The sequence below is a fragment of the Pseudomonas sp. FW300-N2F2 genome, from assembly GCF_017351655.1.
Taxonomy (GTDB): domain Bacteria; phylum Pseudomonadota; class Gammaproteobacteria; order Pseudomonadales; family Pseudomonadaceae; genus Aquipseudomonas; species Aquipseudomonas fluorescens_AA.
Map to the genome: position 1 here is coordinate 2,956,947 of NZ_JACNDQ010000001.1, position 18,577 is coordinate 2,975,523.

Annotated in this window: 16 protein-coding genes; 10 read left to right on the forward strand and 6 right to left on the reverse strand. The window is 61.4% G+C overall.

Translation table 11 applies throughout. The features are described from left to right. Positions 1 to 48 precede the first annotated feature (48 nt). Entirely contained in the window at positions 49 to 1,047 is a 999-nt protein-coding gene (locus J4E63_RS12770) for a FecR family protein (protein WP_207282183.1), read from the reverse strand. 167 nt (positions 1,048 to 1,214) lie between these two features. Next, entirely contained in the window at positions 1,215 to 6,038 is a 4,824-nt protein-coding gene (locus J4E63_RS12775) for a dermonecrotic toxin domain-containing protein (protein WP_207282184.1), read from the reverse strand. A 210-nt stretch (positions 6,039 to 6,248) separates the two neighbouring features. Here J4E63_RS12775 and J4E63_RS12780 point away from each other — a divergent pair, with 210 nt between their 5' ends. Further along, the gene (locus J4E63_RS12780) at positions 6,249 to 7,280 is read left to right on the forward strand and encodes an Ldh family oxidoreductase (protein WP_207282185.1); all 1,032 of its coding nucleotides are present in this window, start codon (positions 6,249 to 6,251) and stop codon (positions 7,278 to 7,280) included. A gap of 90 nt (positions 7,281 to 7,370) precedes the next feature. Next, a complete protein-coding gene (locus J4E63_RS12785; RefSeq protein WP_003202123.1) occupies positions 7,371 to 8,084 on the forward strand; it encodes a GntR family transcriptional regulator in 714 nt (237 codons plus the stop codon). A 77-nt stretch (positions 8,085 to 8,161) separates the two neighbouring features. Here the strand turns inward: J4E63_RS12785 and J4E63_RS12790 are convergent, their stop codons facing one another. The 4 genes from J4E63_RS12790 to J4E63_RS12805 form a co-directional block, all read right to left on the reverse strand. Next, positions 8,162 to 8,782: a hypothetical protein gene (locus tag J4E63_RS12790; protein ID WP_207282186.1), complete on the reverse strand. Its 621-nt coding sequence runs from the start codon at positions 8,780 to 8,782 to the stop codon at positions 8,162 to 8,164. A gap of 110 nt (positions 8,783 to 8,892) precedes the next feature. Beyond that, positions 8,893 to 9,843, reverse strand: a complete 951-nt coding sequence (locus J4E63_RS12795) for a PDR/VanB family oxidoreductase (protein WP_207282187.1) — start codon at positions 9,841 to 9,843, stop codon at positions 8,893 to 8,895. Beyond that, complete coding sequence (locus tag J4E63_RS12800; RefSeq protein WP_207282188.1) at positions 9,840 to 10,925, reverse strand: aromatic ring-hydroxylating dioxygenase subunit alpha; 1,086 nt, start codon at positions 10,923 to 10,925, stop codon at positions 9,840 to 9,842. The genes J4E63_RS12795 and J4E63_RS12800 overlap by 4 nt, the downstream gene beginning before the upstream one ends. Before the next feature lie 138 nt (positions 10,926 to 11,063). Next, positions 11,064 to 11,969 carry a LysR substrate-binding domain-containing protein gene (locus tag J4E63_RS12805; protein ID WP_060743205.1) on the reverse strand — a complete coding sequence of 302 codons (906 nt, stop codon included), beginning with the start codon at positions 11,967 to 11,969 and terminating at the stop codon, positions 11,064 to 11,066. A 157-nt stretch (positions 11,970 to 12,126) separates the two neighbouring features. Between J4E63_RS12805 and J4E63_RS12810 the strand changes: the two genes are divergently transcribed. The 8 genes from J4E63_RS12810 (at position 12,127) to J4E63_RS12845 (ending at position 18,433) form a co-directional block, all read left to right on the forward strand. Beyond that, positions 12,127 to 13,251, forward strand: a complete 1,125-nt coding sequence (locus tag J4E63_RS12810) for an FAD-binding oxidoreductase (protein ID WP_207282189.1) — start codon at positions 12,127 to 12,129, stop codon at positions 13,249 to 13,251. After that, positions 13,241 to 13,570: a (2Fe-2S)-binding protein gene (locus J4E63_RS12815; protein WP_103309988.1), complete on the forward strand. Its 330-nt coding sequence runs from the start codon at positions 13,241 to 13,243 to the stop codon at positions 13,568 to 13,570. Before J4E63_RS12810 ends, J4E63_RS12815 begins: the two co-directional genes overlap by 11 nt. After that, positions 13,563 to 14,936 (forward strand): NAD(P)/FAD-dependent oxidoreductase, encoded by a 1,374-nt coding sequence (locus J4E63_RS12820; RefSeq protein ID WP_207282190.1) that lies wholly within the window; start codon positions 13,563 to 13,565, stop codon positions 14,934 to 14,936. Before J4E63_RS12815 ends, J4E63_RS12820 begins: the two co-directional genes overlap by 8 nt. Then, on the forward strand, positions 14,933 to 15,283 hold the full coding sequence (locus J4E63_RS12825) for a RidA family protein (protein ID WP_060742253.1): 351 nt from the start codon (positions 14,933 to 14,935) through the stop codon (positions 15,281 to 15,283). Before J4E63_RS12820 ends, J4E63_RS12825 begins: the two co-directional genes overlap by 4 nt. Positions 15,284 to 15,427: 144 nt before the next feature. Beyond that, positions 15,428 to 16,210: an ABC transporter substrate-binding protein gene (locus tag J4E63_RS12830; protein WP_207282191.1), complete on the forward strand. Its 783-nt coding sequence runs from the start codon at positions 15,428 to 15,430 to the stop codon at positions 16,208 to 16,210. Positions 16,211 to 16,279: 69 nt separating this feature from the next. Beyond that, positions 16,280 to 16,705 carry a heme-binding protein gene (locus J4E63_RS12835; protein ID WP_060742255.1) on the forward strand — a complete coding sequence of 142 codons (426 nt, stop codon included), beginning with the start codon at positions 16,280 to 16,282 and terminating at the stop codon, positions 16,703 to 16,705. Between the two features lie 235 nt (positions 16,706 to 16,940). Further along, the gene (locus J4E63_RS12840) at positions 16,941 to 17,777 is read left to right on the forward strand and encodes an AraC family transcriptional regulator (protein WP_207282192.1); all 837 of its coding nucleotides are present in this window, start codon (positions 16,941 to 16,943) and stop codon (positions 17,775 to 17,777) included. 53 nt (positions 17,778 to 17,830) lie between these two features. Continuing rightward, entirely contained in the window at positions 17,831 to 18,433 is a 603-nt protein-coding gene (locus J4E63_RS12845) for a LysE family translocator (RefSeq protein ID WP_207282193.1), read from the forward strand. Positions 18,434 to 18,577: the final 144 nt, after the last annotated feature.

The following is an 18,577-nucleotide window of genomic DNA, read 5'->3' on the forward strand; positions in this document are numbered from 1 at the left end:
ATCCACCGCTATCACGAGCAAGCTTTGCTCCCACAGGGAGACTTTCAGTTATTGGACCGGCCGCTGCCCGATGGAATTGAGCACCGGGTTGCCGTCCTTGTTCTGGGTCAGGTAGACCGGCAGGACTTTGGGCAATGAAGTCACGAGGTTCTGTACTTCGCTGATGTTGTAGACACCGCCGACACGCAGGCCGCCGGTGCTGTTGTCAGCGAGCATGACGGGACGCTCGAGGTAGCGGTTGATCAGCGGCAGCGCATCGCTCAGTGCGAGGTCATCCAGCACCAGCTTGCCGTTGCGCCACGCCAGCGAGCTGTCGTTCGGGGCTGTCTCGCGGACTTGGGGCTGATGGTCGCCCGCCTTGTAGCTCGCCTGCATGCCTGGCGAAAGTTGCAGGCCGTTACGCGTGAGGGCTTGGTTGCTGGTGACCCTGACCGAGCCTTCCACCAGCGTGACCCGCACCTGGTCCTGGTACATCCAGACGTTGAAGCGAGTACCGGTCACACGCACCTGGCCTTGGCCCGCGCGCACGACAAACGGATGCTGTTTGTCATGGCTGACGTCAAAAAACGCCTCGCCCTTTTCCAGGGTTACCCGGCGCTCGTTCTTGTAGTTGGCGAAGGTCAGCTCGCTACCCAGGTTGAGTTCCACCTGGCTGCCGTCGCTCAGGGTGATATGGCGCACGCTCGTGCCGGCTTCGAACCGCTGGTAGGAGTTGGCGATCCAGTCCAGGTTCCAGCCGGTGTAGGCGGCCAGGGGCAGGCCGACGACGAACACTGCGGCAGCGACAGCCAACCGGCTCCAGCGCGACCGGGGCCTGGGCGCTGGAGTGGCGGCTGCGGCCTCGACACGCGGCAGATGATCGGCAACATCCCAGATTTCCAGCATGGCTTCATATTCGAACGCATGCAGGGGATCGGCATCGTGCCACTGCTTGAATGCCTGCCGTTCGGCATCGGTGCAGTCGACGGCATGCAATCGCATGCACCAATGGGCTGCGGCATCGGTAATGGCGTCGTATTCGGCTTCCGAGAGGGTATGTTCGGTCATTGATTCGTCCTGGTTTGCCGCATTCTAACCTTCGGCATGAGCTGCCGAGAACTGCCGTCATGGCGTTTGCGCATCAATGAGCCTGTTTTTTTCGCTCAAACATCAGTCGTAGCCTAGCGTCGCATACTTTGCGTGAAAAAAAGATCAACAACCCCCTCTTGTGCAACTCACGGCACGGCAAGTTGCCGGGAGGGACTCGCATCGAGTTGCCGTCCTAATTCACAAATCAATAGCGTGATCGAGTCGGCGTTGCGGAGTATGACGTCGATGCGCTTGCCCGGCAAAATCGGATCCAGAAAATCATCGCGGGCGATGTCCATGGTTTTGGCGCCAGTGATCTTCAGGATCTCCCGGGTTGTTTCTTTGTATAAAGGCAGCAGCTCCAACTTCTTGTAGGTGTTTTCTGCGCTATCCCATTGCGTGAACAGTTTGGATTTTGGGGTGGTCAACGAAAGTCCGTTGAGTTGCAGGTCATTTTGCTTGGTGTATTGCACTTGCCCTGGATAAGTCGCTGTTGAAATCAAGTCGAGGAATGGCAGTACCGCGTCCAGATAGATGATATCGAAGGTATCGAGCAGCTGATGGGAGATTTCATGGATGAAGGTCGCTGCCTGGGCATGGGCGTCGACATTAAAGGTGTCGGGGACGACGGCCTTGTACCAATCCAATCCCATGTCGAAGAAGAATTGTGTGAGGTAGATTCTTCCAACGGCGGCCGGTTCGAGCACGAATGCAGTGGCTCTGTCCTCCAGGTGTTTGAGGTGGCCGACAACGATGCGGTTCGCGTTTTGCAGTTCCCAGGTGGGATCGGCCAATGCCTGGCATATTGGCGAGATCGCCGTCTCTATTTTGCGGATAAGACTGGCGTCGACGCTGCTGACACCAAAAAACAATTTCAGGTAGTGGTCCAGTCGAGAGCCCGGAAAAACCTGTTGCTTGAGTTGATGGAGGTTGTGGAGGGCATTGAACGAGTAGAACCGTGCGGTCTCCAGGGCCTGCACGATCGCATTTGCCCGATGCTGATATTTCCGGCGTATTTCCGTCATGCCTCGCGCTTCAATATTCAGTGAACCTTTGGCTTTGAAGTCGCTATAGGTGATGGCCATCTTCGACCCGGCCTTGCCAAAGCGGATGGCTTGGCGTTGTGGGTCGATCCCCCATGTCCGGCCATCCGAGGACTTTTTCAATAACGGCCCTTCACCGTGTTCATGAATGATTCGCCAGGTTTGGCCGGCTTTTGCCACTTGAAAGACTTTGCCGGCCAAGGGGATATAAAGCTTGCCGTTTTCCATGGCCTTGTAAGTTCCATCAACCAGGTTTTTTTGCAGGTTGGACAGACTGACGCCCGTGGCTCCGAAGACGCCCAGGTCGGTACGCGGTTGGCCGGTGGAAGCGATGTCCTTCCAGTTGAGCGTCGACGGGACACTTGGCAAGGCGGGTTCAACGGGATCGAGCAGACCGAATGTATCGTCGCGATTGAGCAGGCCCAGCGAGACCATCTCGGCGGCGCCGGCGATGAAGTTGTGCAAGCCGGCTTGCCAGTCACGCGCTTGCAGGGCCTCGGAAGAAGCCTTGAAGTCCTGGTAACTGTCCCACAGCGTTTCTATGAACGTCAGTTTGCCTGGCAACTGTCTTCCCACTAACCGGATGCCCGAGCTGAACAGGTGCAAGACGGTACTCCAGTCGAATTGGCGCTTGTCCTGTGCCTGGGAACCCAACAACTCTGCCAGCAACCTCGTGTTGTCATCGAACAATGTGTCGAGCAGGTTTGTTCGAACAGGGTTGGAACCCAGGGTGATTTCCGAAAGGCGCCCGAGTGTCGAAGCGAACAGGTTCTTGAAAATGGCTTGCTGGTCCTCGGGAAGCCGGCGGACCAGCAAATCCTGGAGCGCGCCGGGCGTGTTGAAGGCCGCGACCACACTCGCTTCGTCCTTGAATTCGGCAAAGCAATGACCGGAGTGATAAGGGGCGTACAGGACAAGGGGGGTGGTTGCCTGGGCGCTCGAACCCACCAGGTAAAGCCCAAGGGCCTTGACCGCTGCCGCGCCGCCGGTCTTGATCAGTTCCACTGGGCGAAACACTGCGCTGGCGCCTTCGACCGCGCTACGGGCGATGGCGTCCGGCATGTCCAGTACCTGGCGAATCAGGTCGAATGCCTTGCTGGAGAGATGTTGCTGCAGGTGCCGGGCGTGAGCGTGTTGCAGCAGTTGCCAGGGGAGTTGTCGGCGGAACCGTCGTTTCCTTTGCAAGACCGGCGCGGCAGAGCCGGACAGCGTGTCCATGACCTGTGCTTTATAGGCGGTGGAAATATCCAATGACGATAATATTTGCCTGACCGCCATCTCGTTCAAGCCGTCAGGCAGTTTGTGCGTGGAGGTTGACGAAATCTTGAAGCCGTTTCGGGTCACATCGACATGATGCAAGGCAAAGTCGGTCAACGCGCTGGCCGGCCCCACGACGGCAAGGTTCGGTGTGATCTGGAGGGTGTCGGGGTCGAGGTTTTTTCCAGGGAAACGTGCGTCCAGCAACGCTTTGAGCTTTTTATGCACGTAGGTGCGCAATGGCTCGATACCGTCGAGATAGTCCTTGGCATCGACCACGCTGTTCTTGTACTGCTCGAGCAGTTCGATATGCAGGCGTCGATCTTCCAGGGACGCCGTCCCGAGCCAGGCGGGCAGTGTCTGTTGTCGCCGGTTGGCTTGGGCGATGTCCACGGCGCGCTTCAGATTGGTGGGCGCGCCTTTGGCCAGCAAGGCGTCGAGGCTGTTGCGCAACGCCGATCCGCTGAGTTTCCAATCCCCGACCTTCAATGTGCTCAAGTAATTGCGCTCGGTCTTGAACTGTTCGATGAACGAATTCATCCGATTCACCAGCACATTGTCTTCCAGCAGTTCATAGGCCTGGAGTTGGTAGCGTCCGTGGGGTATGCGGTGAGCGGGCGCCAGGTTCGAGAGCCAGGCAAAGCGTTTGCCAGTGTCCAGCAGGTTTTTGTTCAATTGCTCCGTGGCCAGGTCGACGTTCGCAAAAGCCTGCAGGCCGCCGGCGGGGGACCAGAGGATGGCCATGCCCGAGTAGGGGGTATCCAGGCCGCCGCGCTCGGTCATTAAAAAACAGTTGGCCAGGCGTAGGGAAATCACGCGCTCTTCAATACGACACGTCAGCTTCAACGAATAGACATCCGGTCGAAAGCCTCTGACGCCCGGGCGCTGGGTGCGGTCCGGGTAGTCGGCGTCGTAGGCGAAAACGTTCCTGATCAAGTCATGGGCGGCGGCCGGCAGCGTTGCGTCACGCTCCCTGAGTTCGGCCTCGGCGCGCAGGCCCAGTGAGAAGACGTTGGTCAGTTCAGGCAGCAGCTTGTCCAGCCCGCTGTGCAGCGAGGCCGTGTTGGCGGGCGGCAGCTTGATGAAGTGGGTGTGAAAAGCGTCTTCGACATCGGTGTAGCTCTTGATCTTCCTTTCCAGTTGGTCGGCCATGAAGTTGGACGGTCGCAGGTCTCCGTAAAACACCGGTCGTGTGCCCCAATGCCCATCGGTTTTCTGATCCAGCAGGCTTTTGTTGATCAAGGCGCGGATATCCAGCGTCTTGTCGATGAGTGAATGGAGGTTGACGTCGCCCTGGCGGGACATTTCCAACGCGTAGTGCAAGTTGTCCAGCTGTTTGGCAATGATCGCGTCAGCCAGGGATTCGGCCACTGGCAAGTTCACCGATTCGCCCGACACTTGCGGTTGGTCGAAGCGCAGAAAACGGTTGCGTTCTTCCAGGCTCAAGAGGTTGTAGAGCGCTTGCCCGGGCTCGACTGTGGCGGCGGGCTTGAGCAGCGCATCCTTGAAACCCAGGTAGTTGGCGACCTTCTGCAGGCCGTGGCTGGGGGTGTAGAGATAATGATCCTTGCCGCTGATCATCAACGAACCCGCCAGCTCGACAAAACGCGGTGCATATTCCCAGAGGCGAATCGTTTCGATGAACAGCAGTGGCTCTTCCCGGCGCGAAGGCCTGAACAGTCGAAGCAGCTCCTGGCTTTGGGCTTGGGTCAGTTGTCCTTTTTCGCGCTCGATCAGGATCGCGGCCCGCAGCGCGTCACGAATGACCCGGGCAAGAAAGTGGCGGCGCGACAGGTGGAAGGGGCTGTTCGCCTCCCAGTAGGCACTGATGCATTGGCTGAGTTTGGGGATCAGGTTCCTGGCCGTGGCCTTGATGATGTCTTCCCATTGTTGCGCCGTGTGCGCGCTCGTACCGGGGTGCGTCAGGTCGACGTCATGGCCGGCAGGCCAACCCTGATGGTGGAAGTACACCAGCACGGCGTCGCTCAGCGCAATGCTCTCAGTCACCGGGATTGCCAGGGTGTCGCCCAGTGGGGGCCCCTTGCGCAACGCCACGCGGGCCTGTCGTTGATCGAAGTTGGGAAGCCGCTCGTTCAATGCCTGGTCAAGCATCGAGGTCAGTGTGGGCAGTTTGATCAGCTCATCCACCATGGCCAGGGCATTGAGGCGCTGGGCGTATTCGATGGATTCGATCTGCGCCTCGAAAACGTCTTCGTTGATGATCTGGCTGGTTCGTGTGATGTCGGTCGTGCTGTTCAGTTCGCTGCGCTGGGAAATCGACAGGTAGCGAAACAGATCGTCGCGCCCCGCGGTGTCCTGCAGCATTTCATCGATCTTGTTTTCGAGGGCTTGCGGGTCGTTGAACTGGGTGATCCCCCCGTCCGGCGTGTAAAGGAACGCAGGCTTGTGGTCGGTTCCGTCGGTATCTGGCAGGGCCTTGAGGGTAAAGCAGCCGGCCAATGGAATCGGCGCCTTGTTCTCGGCCTGGAGCAGAATCGTTTCGGCGGACATCGGCGGTATCTGCGCCGCGCGTTGCGCATGGCTGGGCAGGGAGACATGGTGCAACCAGTCGAGATCGGCCTGGGTCAGCCCGTGGGGAGTGGTCAATTGGTCCAGGCGAGTGGCGTTCAATACCTCGGGAAATAGCAGTGGCGTGGTTTCAGTGGTCATCGTTGCTTCTCGATCAAGGCGCCGTGAAAGGGGCGCAAGCGCTCAGACTAGGCAGCGATGGATGGGCAAAGGTGGTACATAGTTATTGCACGCCGGGCTTCTTTGATCGGCAGTGGGGAAGGATTGACAGTGCGCGCCTGAAACAGTGTTTAATCACCGGGCGGGTCCTTTACGCTGTTGCTACCTCCAACAATCATTCCGGAGCTTCAGATGTCTGCGCCATCCGATCATGCCGCTTCTTGCACCCTGTCCTTCGATGCTCTGGTGAGCTTGCTGGAGAAAATTTTCCTGCGTCATGGCACGTCGACCGAAGTCGCCCGGTGCCTGGCTGAAAACTGCGCCGGGGCCGAGCGCGACGGTGCCCATAGCCATGGGGTGTTTCGCCTTCCCGGTTACGTCTCGACGCTGAACAGCGGCTGGGTCAACGGCAAGGCCGTGCCGGTAGTCGAAGACGTGGCGTCAGGGTTCGTCGCGGTGGATGCCGGGAATGGCTTTGCCCAGCCAGCCCTGGCTGCCGCGCGGCCACTGCTGGTGGAAAAGGCCCGCAGCGCCGGTATCGCTGTCCTGGCCATTCGCAACTCCCATCACTTCGCGGCGCTCTGGCCGGATGTCGAGCCGTTTGCCTACGAAGGCCTGGTGGCGTTGAGCGTGGTCAACAGCATGACCTGCGTGGTGCCCCATGGCGCGGACCGGCCACTGTTCGGCACCAATCCCATTGCCTTCGCCGCACCACGGGCCGACGGTGAGCCGATTGTCTTCGACCTGGCCACCAGCGCCATCGCCCACGGTGACGTGCAGATTGCTGCGCGCAAGGGCGAGTTGTTGCCGCCAGGCATGGGCGTGGACAGCCTTGGCCAACCGACCCGCGACCCCAAGGCGATTCTCGAAGGCGGAGCGCTCCTGCCGTTTGGCGGGCACAAGGGCTCGGCGCTGTCGATGATGGTCGAGTTGCTGGCGGCGGCCCTGACCGGGGGTAATTTTTCCTTCGAGTTCGACTGGAGCAATCATCCGGGCGCCAAGACGCCGTGGACTGGCCAGTTGTTGATCGTGATCGACCCCAGCAAGGCCGCCGGGCAAGACTTCGCCGAGCGCAGCCGGGAACTGGTCAGGCAGATGCATGGCGTCGGGTTGCGGCGGTTGCCGGGAGATCGTCGTCATCGCGAGCGCAGCAAGGCCAATGAGCAGGGGATTAGCCTGGACGAGCAGACTTTGGCGCAGTTGCGGGAATTGGCGGGCATTTGAACCACTGGCTTTTATCAAGGCCTTGCACTGCCGTGACACGTTGCGCCAGGCCTTCTACTATGACGGCTTCTTTTCTCTGGAATCGCCTGGATGAGTAAGCCCGGCCAAACGGTGCTGGTTGCGCTGCGCAAGATGATCGCCTCGGGTGAGCTGGCCGCTGGCGAGCGCTTGATGGAAATTCCCACGGCTGAGTTGTTCGGCGTGTCGCGCATGCCGGTGCGCATGGCGTTTCGCACCCTGGAGCAGGAAGGGTTGCTGGTGCGCTTTGGCGGGCGAGGTTTTCAGGTGCGTTCGGTCAGTGCCGAGCAAATCGCCGGGGCTGTGGAGGTACGTGGCGTGCTGGAGGGCCTGGCGGCACGGCAGACGGCCGAGCATGGCTTGTCTGAAGAAGCGCGCGCGATACTCGAGCAATGCCTGGTGCAGGGGGATGAACTGTTCGCCAAAGGTTATGTGACCGAGGATGACCTGGAGGTCTATCACGATCTCAACATGCGCTTTCATCAGGTGATCGTCGAAGGTAGCCACAACCCGGCGATCGCCGACGCCCTGGCTCGCAACGATCATCTGCCTTTCGCTTCAGTCACCGCCCTGGCGGTGGATCGCCAGAACATGGCCGGCGAGTTTCGCCGCTTCAACTATGCCCACATGCAACACCATTCGGTGTTCGACGCACTGATCAATCGCCAGAGCGGCCGTGCCGAGGCGATCATGCGCGAGCATGCCAATGCGACCCTGCGTTACGCCGAAGTGTTCGGCTCGACGCTGGCTGACGAGCGGATGACAGTGATTCTGCGTTCGGAGTAGCTCGCCCGGCAGAATTTCTCTTACCCAGATCCCTTGTGGGAGCGAGCTTGCTCGCGATAGTGGTGTGTCAGCCGCCATCAATGCTGCTGAGCCAACGCCATCGCGAGCAAGCTCGCTCCCACAATGGTTTTTCGGGTGATTGCAGGATTTTTACTCACCACAACTCCCCTGTGGGAGCGAGCTTGCTCGCGATAGTGGCGTGTCAGTCGCCACCAATGCTGCTGAGCCGGCGCCATCGCGAGCAAGCTCGCTCCCACAATGGTTTTTCGGGTGATTGCAGGATTTTTACTCACCACAACTCCCCTGTGGGAGCGAGCTTGCTCGCGATAGTGGCGTGTCAGTCGCCACCAATGCTGCTGAGCCGGCGCCATCGCGAGCAAGCTCGCTCCCACAATGGTTTTTCGGGTGATTGCAGGATTTTTACTCACCACAACTCCCCTGTGGGAGCGAGCTTGCTCGCGATAGTGGCGTGTCAGTCGCCACCAATGCTGCTGAGCCGGCGCCATCGCGAGCAAGCTCGCTCCCACAATGGTTTTTCGGGTGATTGCAGGATTTTTACTCACCACAACTCCCCTGTGGGAGCGAGCTTGCTCGCGATAGTGGCGTGTCAGTCGCCACCAATGCTGCTGAGCCGGCGCCATCGCGAGCAAGCTCGCTCCCACAATGGTTTTTCGGGTGATTGCAGGATTTTTACTCACCACAACTCCCCTGTGGGAGCGAGCTTGCTCGCGATAGCGGTGTATCAGTCGCCACCAATGCTGCTGAGCCGACGCCATCGCGAGCAAGCTCGCTCCCACAGTATTCGGCGTCAGAGATCCAGCACCAGCACCGGGGTCTTCGATCTGGAGCAACACGGTGTGAACTGGTCGTTGAGGGCCTGTTCAGTCTCGGTCAGGAACATGTCCCGATGCTCCGGCACGCCTTCCAGCACGCGGGTCAGGCAGGTGCCGCACACGCCTTGTTCGCAGGAGATCGGGATCTCGATGCCATGGCTCTCCAGCACCTGCACCACACTGCGGTTCGCCGGCACTTCGAAGACCTGGCCAGTGCGGGCGAGCTTGACTGAAAAGCTGCCGTCGGCACGGGTGTCGGCAGGGGCGGCGGCGAAGTATTCGCGGTGCAGGCGGTCTTCCTCCCACCCCTGACCCTTGGCGGTGTCGAGGATATGCTGCATGAAACCACCGGGCCCGCACACGTAGAGGTGCAGGTCGTTATCGGGTGTGGCCAGCACGCTGGCGGCGTCCAGCAGGGTTTCTGGCTCTTCATCGAAATGCAGGAACACCCGGTCAGCGTAAGGGGCCTGGCGCAGGCGTTCGACAAAGGCAGCACGGTCTCGGGAGCGGGCGCAGTAATGCAGCTCGAACGCTGCACCGCTCTGGGCCAGGTGCTCGGCCATGCACAGGATTGGCGTAATACCGATGCCTCCGGCAAACAGCAGGCTGCGCCGGGCGTGGGGCGCAAGGGAGAACAGGTTGCGTGGTTCGCTGATGCGCAAGCGCACGCCTGGCTGGATCAGCTCATGGAGGCTGCGCGAACCACCGCGGGACGCCGGGTCCTTGAGCACGCCAATGAGGTAGCGATGCCGTTCTTCGGGATGATTGCACAGCGAGTATTGGCGAATCAGCCCGTCGGGCAAGTGCACATCGATATGGGCGCCAGCGGTGAAGGCCGGCAATGGCTCGCCGTCGACGCGGGTCAACTCGTAGCTGCAGATATCGAGGGCTTCGCGGTGTCGCGCCGTGACCTGGACTTCGATCATGGCCGTTGCTCCGCCAGTTGCGGCTGCTGGCTGCTGGCGATCAAGCCGGCTTGAGGTTCGCGCTCACGTGCGATCCAGCGTTCCAGCACCCGCCGGGACTGCACGCCGCCCGCATCGATGTTGAGCTTGAGCAAGTTGCGCTGCGGATGGTCCAGCAGGTTGCGCTGCTGGCGCTCGAGCATTTCCAGGTCTTCGCTGAAAATCTTGCCTTGGCCTTCGCGAATGGACGCGGTGAGGGCTTCATCCTGCGGCTGGAAGTGCCGGGCCATACCCCAGAAATACCAGATCGAGGTCTCGGTTTCCGGTGTGATGAAATCCACCACGATGCTCGACGCCTTGAATTGCGGCGCAGCGTGATAACCGCCGTTGCCGGCATGGGCCACGCCCACTTCGATCAGCACATGGCTGGGCGGGGTGAAGCGGCAGATCTGCCAGCGGTCCACCGGCACGTCATCGGCCAGGTTGTTGCCGCGCAGGGCCATGCGCCAGAACGGCGGGGCCATGATGTTTTCCATATGGCGGGCGGTGACCACTTCATCGCCTTCGACGGTGGTCACTGGTGGCGCCTCGTCGATTTCCTTCTGGCCGATGCTCGAGGCGTGGACGTAGGTTTCGTGGGTCAGGTCCATCAGGTTGTCGATCATCAGGCGATAGTCGCACTGGATGTGAAACAGGCCGCCACCGTAGGCCCATTCATCGCTTTCAGCCCATTCCAGATGATGGATCAGTGCCGGGTCGGCCAGCGCCTGGTCACCGGGCCAGACCCAGATGAAGCCATACCGTTCCTGCACCGCGAAGGTCTTGTTGCAGGGAAATCCCCGTACCCGTTGCCCCGGCATTTCGACGGTCTTGCCATCAGCGCCCATCACCAAGCCGTGATAGCCGCACACCAGGTTGCCGTTTTCGACGTAGCCCAGGGAGAGCGGGGCGCCGCGATGGGGGCAGAAGTCTTCCACGGCTGCGACCTTGCCTTCATGGCCCCGGTAAAAAACCAACTTTTCACCGCAAATCTGCCGGCCCAGGGGTTTGTCGGCGATTTCATCGGGGGTGCAGGCAACGTACCAGGCGTTTTTGGGGTACATGACGGATCTCCAGGCGGATGTTGTTCTTGTCTGTGGATCCATTAACTCTCTTAACTAATTTCCTTGTCAACGGTTTTGCTGGATAAATGGATGATTGGCTTCTTCAGTGGATCCATTGATTGCCGGTTTACGAGCGCGTCAGAACCGGTAGGCCGCCGGCACCTGCGCCTCAATGAATCGCTGCATGTGCTCCAGGAAGCTGGCTTGCAGCCTGGAAACCGGCCCCTGGATGGGCAGGAGCATGCTGAAGTCCATTTCTATCGCTGGTTCGAAGGCCCGGAAGACGATGCCCTGGCCGCGGTACTCGACGGCACTGATGGCGTCCACCAATGCCACGCCCAAGCCTTGTTCGACGAATGCGCACATAGGCAGCGAGAGTTGGGTTTCCAGCCGCAGCTCTCGGTCTACGCCATGGGCGGCGAAGATCGCATCGATGTGTTGGCGCGAGGCAATCGACTGCGGGTAGGAAATGAACGGTTCGCCTTGCAAGTCTTCCGGGCGGATCGTCGCCTGGTCCTGCAAGCGATGGCCAGCGGGCAGGGCGCAGAGCATGCGCGTTGCCAGCAGTTTTTCGGCGCGGGGGCTTGGGTACGTATTAGGCAATACGATCAGGCCCAGGTCGCAGCGCTGACCCACCACCAGGTCCACGACTTCCCGGGACGAATGCACCACCAGCGAGATCTGTACCTGATCGTGTTCGGCCATGAACGCGGCAATCGCCCGAGGTAGGAATGACAGGCCCATGGCCGGTGCACAGGCAATGTGCAGCGAACCGCGCTTGAGCGTGCGAATGTCCTGGGCGGTGCGCGCGATGCGTTCCACGCCCAGTAACGAACGTTGCACTTCCTGATACAGCGTCATGGCCTCGGCGGTAGGTTGCAACCGTCCCTTGACCCGGTCGAACAGGCTGAAACCGATGTCCTCTTCCAGGCTGGCGATCAGCCGGGTCGCCGCCGGTTGTGAGATGTGCAGCATTTCGGCGGCGCGGGTCACGGTCTGGCCCAGGATGACGGCGCGAAAGGCTTCCAACTGACGGAGATTCATGGTGCGGACCAACCCATAACAAAAAGACATGAGGTTGCCAAAATAAAGCATTTTTCAAGGCGTTGTCATCGCCCTAGGATCGACCGAAAGCACTTGAACCAGCCATGGGCCGGCACCTGATTGAGTCAGTGGCGCCGAAAACAGCGATCCCAAAGCCATGCTAAAAACTGATGTCATTGTCGTAGGGGGTGGCCTGGTGGGCATGTCCATCGCCTATGGACTGGCTTTGCTCGGGCGCCAGGTGAGCGTGCTCGACGAGGGCGATGACGCTATTCGCGCCGCCCGGGGCAACTTTGGTTTGCTCTGGGTCCAAGGCAAGGGCTACCGCATGAGTCCGTATGCCCAGTGGACGCGGGAATCGGTGGCGCTCTGGCCTCGGTTTGCCGCGGCGTTGCAAGCCGATACCGGCATCGACATTCATCTGCGCCAACGGGGTGGCTTCCAGTTGTGCCTGAGCAACGCGGAAATGGCCGAAGAAAGCCGTCGGCTGGATTGGCTGCGCGATGCCTTTGCCGGCGACTACCCCTTTGAACAGCTGGACGCCGCGCAACTGCGCGCGCGCTTACCCGGCATTGGGCCGGATGTGGTGGGCGGCTGTTTTTCACCCATGGACGGTCACGTCAACCCGCTCAAGCTGCTGCGCTCGCTTTTTGCCGCCTGCCAGTCTCGCGGGGTCAGGCTCATCAACGGCCATCGTGTCGATGCGATCGACGCGATTGCCAAGGGGTTCGAGCTGCGGGCTGGAGCGCAGCGCTGGTCTGCCCGCCAGGTCGTGCTGGCCGCCGGCCTCGGCAATCGGGCGCTGGGGGCCATGGTGGGGTTGGATGTACCGGTGCAGCCGAACCGTGGCCAGATCCTGGTCACCGAACGGCTCGAGCCATTTCTGCATTACCCCACCACCTATGTCCGCCAGACCGACGAGGGCACGCTGCAGCTGGGTGATTCTCACGAGTCGACGGGCTTGGATGACGGCACCGGCAGCCAGGTCATGGCCGCCATTGCCCGGCGCGCGGTGCAGTGCTTCCCGCGCTTGGGCCAGGTACGACTGGTGCGGGCCTGGGGGGCGCTGCGAGTGATGAGTGCCGATGGCTTTCCAATCTACGAAACACCGTCAAGCTGCCCGGGGCTGTCGGTTGTCAGCTGCCACAGCGGCGTAACGCTGGCCGCTGTCCATGCCTTGCGCCTGGCGCCGTGGATCGTCGGCGAATTCGATGATTCGGCGGTGAAGCCATTCGGGCTGCAACGTTTCAACTTGCCAACAGAGGCGCGCCATGTCGGCTGACAGTCTGTTCCGGCCATTGGCCTCGGAAGATCACACCGTGCAAATCGAATTCGAAGGCACGCCGTTCACGGTACCCGCCGAGGTATCCCTGGCGGCGGCGCTGCTGGGTTGCGGCATCCGACACACCCGCGAGAGCGCCATCAACGGCCGCCCCGGCGCGCCTTATTGCATGATGGGGGTGTGCTTCGAATGCCTGGTGGAGGTGAACGGACAAGCCAATACCCAGGCCTGCCTGGTGCCGGTGCGTGCCGGCATGCGCGTGCGTCGTCAACGCGGGGCCGTTTGCCTGGCACCGTGGGAGGAGGGTGGCGATGAGTAACGCGGTCATCGACCTGATCATCATCGGCGCTGGCCCGGCGGGAATGAGTGCTGCGCTCGAAGCCAGGCGCCACGGCCTGTCGGTGGTCGTGCTGGATGAGCAGTCCAGTCCAGGCGGGCAGATTTATCGCCAGGTGCTCCAGGCTGACGCACGTCGCCGCGCCGTATTGGGTGACGACTACGGGGCCGGGGCGACATTGGCCACCGACTTTCTCCAATGCGGTGCTCGCTATTTGCCCAATGCGGCGATCTGGCAGGTGACGCCGCAGTGCCAGGTGCATTACCTGGTCGAGGGGCGCGCCGAAGTCTTGCAAGGGTGCCACCTGTTGATTGCCACGGGGGCTTTCGAACGGCCGATGCCGATTCCCGGCTGGACCTTGCCGGGCGTCATGACCGCTGGCGCCGGGCAGATCCTGCTCAAAGGCGCGGCCATGGTGCCGGCCACGCCCGTGGTTCTGGCCGGGTGTGGTCCATTGCTTTACCTGCTGGCGGTGCAATACCTGCGTGCCGGCATTGTCCTTGAAGCCCTGGTGGATACCAGCCACCGAAGCGATCTGCTGCGGGCCTGGCGACACATCCCCGCTGCGCTGCGCGGTTGGCGCGACCTGCTCAAAGGGCTGGGGCTGCTGACGGAACTCAAGCGGGCCGGCGTCCGGCATTTTCGCGGCGCGAGCAACCTGCAGATTGAAGGCGCGGATCGGGCCTGCGCCTTGAGCTTCGACAGCCGAGGCCGTTCGCAGCGCATTCGCGCCGATTTGATCCTGCTGCATCAAGGCGTGGTGCCGAACACCCAGGTCAGTTGGTCGTTGCGCCTGGAGCATGATTGGAGCGAGCAGCAGCTGTGCTGGGTGACCCGCCGCGACCAATGGGGTGAAAGCAGCATGCCGGGCATTTTCATCGCCGGTGACGGTGGCGCCATCGGCGGAGCCCAGGTGGCGCGACTGGAAGGACGCCTGGCCGCGTTGGCCATTGCCGGCCAGCAGGCGCAAGCGCGGCCCCTGCAATACGCACTACGCCGCGCCCGCGCCGCACGGCCACTGCTCGACGCCCTGTATCGCCCCCAGGTCGGCAATCGTATCCCTGCCGACGACGTCACCGTGTGCCGCTGCGAAGAAGTCAGCGCCGGGGACATCCGCCGCTACGTCGACCTGGGTTGCCTGGGGCCCAACCAGGCCAAGGCCTTCGGCCGTTGCGGCATGGGCCCGTGCCAGGGACGCCAGTGTGGTCTGAGCGTCACCGAAATCATCGCCGAACGCCGTCATGTCTCACCCTCCGAGGTGGGCTATTACCGCATCCGTTCGCCCCTCAAACCCATCACGCTCGCCCAATTGGCGGGCGAGCGTCTCTCTGTCGAGGAACCCTCATGAGTATTCAACGCATCGAAAGCAACCCACGCCTGAGCCGCAGCGTCGTGCACAACGGCGTGGCCTGGCTCAGCGGTGTCGTCGCCGCCGATTGCAGCCAGGACATCCAGGGCCAGACCCGCCAGGTGTTGCAGCGGGTCGATGAACTGCTGGCCGCGTCCGGCAGTGACAAGCACAGGCTGCTCAGTGTGCAGATCTGGATGAAAGACATGGTCCGGGATTTCGCGGCGATGAACGCGTTGTGGAGTGACTGGGTCGATGCTGCGCACACCCCGGCGCGGGCCACCGCCCAAGTGGCCTTCGACGATCCCGAGATTTTGCTGGAGTTGATTGTCACGGCGGCGGTCTGAGGCCGCCGGCCGGATCACCGTGGTGCTGTCACCGGGTAGGCAACCGCCAGAGTCGCCGCCCGGGCTTGTTCACATTGCTGCTGCCATAACGGGCGACTTCTGTGGAGCGCCCGAACTCAATAACATCGCACCTGGAGCAAATGAATGAACGTTAAACGCATTGCCCTGAACCTGGGTTTCATCTCGCTGCTGGCGTTCGGCGCGAGCCTGCAAGCCGCCGAATCATCGCTGCGTATCGGCATCGAGGCGGCTTACCCGCCATTCGCCTCGAAAACCCCGGACAACGCCATCGTCGGCTTCGACTATGACATCGGCCAGGCATTGTGCGCCGAGATGAAGATCCGCTGTGTCTGGCAGGAGCAAGAGTTCGATGGCTTGATCCCGGCGCTGAAGGTGAAGAAGGTCGATGCGGTGATTTCCTCCATGTCCATCACCCCGGAGCGCTTGAAGTCGGTGGATTTCACCGACCGCTACTACCGGATCCCGGCGCGCCTGGTGTTTCGCAAGGGCAGTGCTATCAGCGACATCCCGGCACAACTCAAGGGCAAGCGGATCGGCGTGCAGCGGGCGACCAACTTCGATCGCTATGTCACCGATCACTTTGCCCCGGCGGGTGCCAAAGTAGTGCGCTATGGTTCGCAGAATGAAATTTTCCTCGACCTGCTGGGCGGACGCCTGGATGCGACCATGGCCAGTTCGGTGGTGATCGATGAAAGTCTGCTCAAGCGTCCCGAGGGCAAGGATTTTGAATTTGTCGGGCCCAATTTCACCGAAGAACAATACTTCGGCACGGGTATCGGCATTGCGGTACGCAAGAACGATGCGCTGGCGGGCCGCTTCAATCAGGCACTGGCGACCATTCGCGCCAACGGCACCTACGACAGGATTCGCCAGAAGTACTTCGATTTCGATATCTACGGTGAATGACGTTCGAGGCTGTTTTTTGGCCCGCAGGTCCAGCCTGCGGGCTTCCTGTGACACAGCACGGAGTGATCCATGAAAAGCAAAGCGGTACTCACTGAACAGGATGTCGCGCAGTTGCTGGTGGCGGCCAAGGAACTGGCGCACCAGCGCCAATGGGCCGTTTCGGTCTGCGTGGTGGACGACGGTGGTCATCCCCTCGGGTTGTTGCGCCTGGACGATGCCTCGCCGTTATCGGCCTACATCGCGACGGAAAAAGCCCGCACCGCCGCCATGGGCCGGCGCGACAGCAAGGTTTTCGAAGACATGATCAATGGTGGTCGCTACGCGTTTCTCAGCGCTCCGCACCTGCAGGGTATGCTTGAAGGTGGGGTGACCATTCGTCATGACGGGCAGTGCATCGGCGCTATCGGGGTGTCCGGGGTCAAGGCCGAGCAAGATGCCGAATTGGCCCGACTGGCGGTGGAAGCGGTATTGCCGATGATCACTCCGGATGCCTGAGACGGCCATAAACCGTGGGAAGGAAGATGTGCAGGGGAATGGGATCTTGTGAGCACCACAAGAAACGGTGGGAGCGAGCTTGCTCGCGATAGCGGTAGGTCAGTCGCCCGGTGTATCTACAGACTGCGCGCCTTCGCGAGCAAGCCTGCTCCCCACAGGGTTGCACAAATCTTCCAGACACACCCCTCATCAGCAGTTAATCTGCCAAGAGCACATTCGTTAAACGGGGCAGGGCATGACAGCGCGCAACTGGATCGATCTCAAGCAGGACGCCACGTCCGGTATCGAGACCGTGCGCGCGCATTTCGAGGGGCATGCCTATGATCCCCACTGGCACGACAGCTATCTGGTGGGCGTGACCGAGCAGGGTGTGCAGCAGTTTCATTGCCGTCGCCAGCAGCACAACAGCACGCCGGGCAAGGTGTTCCTGCTCGAGCCCGGCGAGTTGCATGACGGCAACGCGCCCCACGACCACGGGTTTACCTACCGCACGTTGTACCTGGAACCCCAATGGCTGGAGCGCGAGTTGCGCTCCTTGTTCGACGTGGCGCCGGACAACGCCCAATTGGGATTCGCCGCCACCCTGACCGACGATGCGCGGCTGGCGAGTGCCACGGCCCTGGCCTTCCAGAGCCTGCATGAGCAGGAAATCCGCATCGTGCGCCAGACGGCCCTCGATACCTTGTTGGCCAACCTGACCCAACACCTGCACTGGCGCGCGCGGATCAACCCCGACCCACGCCTGCCATTGGTGGCGCAACAGGCTCGCGATTACCTGCACAGCCACCTGAGCGACGACATCGGTCTGGACGATCTGGCGCAGGTTACCGGCGTGGATCGTTTTCGCCTGAGCCGTGCATTCAAGGCTGCTTTCGGCCTGGCCCCCCATGCCTATCTGATCCAATTGCGCCTGGCCCGTGCCCGGCGCTTGTTGGCCGCTGGCGAGAGCGCCGGGGCGGTGGCGGCCATGCTTGGTTTTGCCGACCAGAGCCACTTGGGGCGCTGGTTCCAGCGTGCCTATCGCCTGAGCCCGGCGGACTACCGCAAGCGCTGCTCAATTGTTCCAGACTGAGCGGGCCTTCGTGGGGATGATCGAGTGACGATCATTCACCGAGAAGTTGCTCCATGGACCAGTTACTGCCGTTTGCCTTGTTCGCCTTTGTCGCCTCCATTACCCCGGGCCCGACCAATATCCTGGTGCTGAGCCATAGCTCGCGCTTTGGCCTGGCCACCACCTTGCCGATCATTCTGGGTGCCTGCGCCGCGGCGGCTTTGCTGGTGTTGCTGGTGGGCACCGGATTGGGCGACGTGCTGGCGCGCCACGCCAGGGTGCAGACCCTGCTGTCATGGGCCGGCATTGCCTGGTTGAGCTGGATGGCCTGGCAGATTTTTCGCGCCCCGGCCCAGGCCATCGACCCGGACCGTCCGGTTGAAGGCCCGCGACTGGGCCTGGCGGGGGCCGCCGGGTTGCAATTGGTGAACCCCAAGACCTGGATGATGGCGCTGGCGGTGGTCAGCGTGTTTGCTGGCGCCGAGGCCGACCGTACGGTCCGGGTCCTTTGGCTGTCCCTGGCCTTTTTCGCGATTTCCATTCCCTGCATGACCGTCTGGGCCTACCTGGGCCTGGGGGCTGCCAGGTTCTGTCGCTCAGCTGTGGCGATGGGACGCTTCAATCGCAGCATGGCGGTGTTGCTGCTGGCGTCGGCGTGGTTGACGCTGGTGGTGTAGCCGTTTGCCAGCCCCCCGTCCACGCAACCCCTTGCAATGGTTGGACGGTTTCAAAAGAGGGCCATTTCTTAGAGCATCGGGCTCGCATCTAGTCAGCGTACGTTACTTGTCGAATACCCAATCGCCCCCAAGGATGGAGGTCCA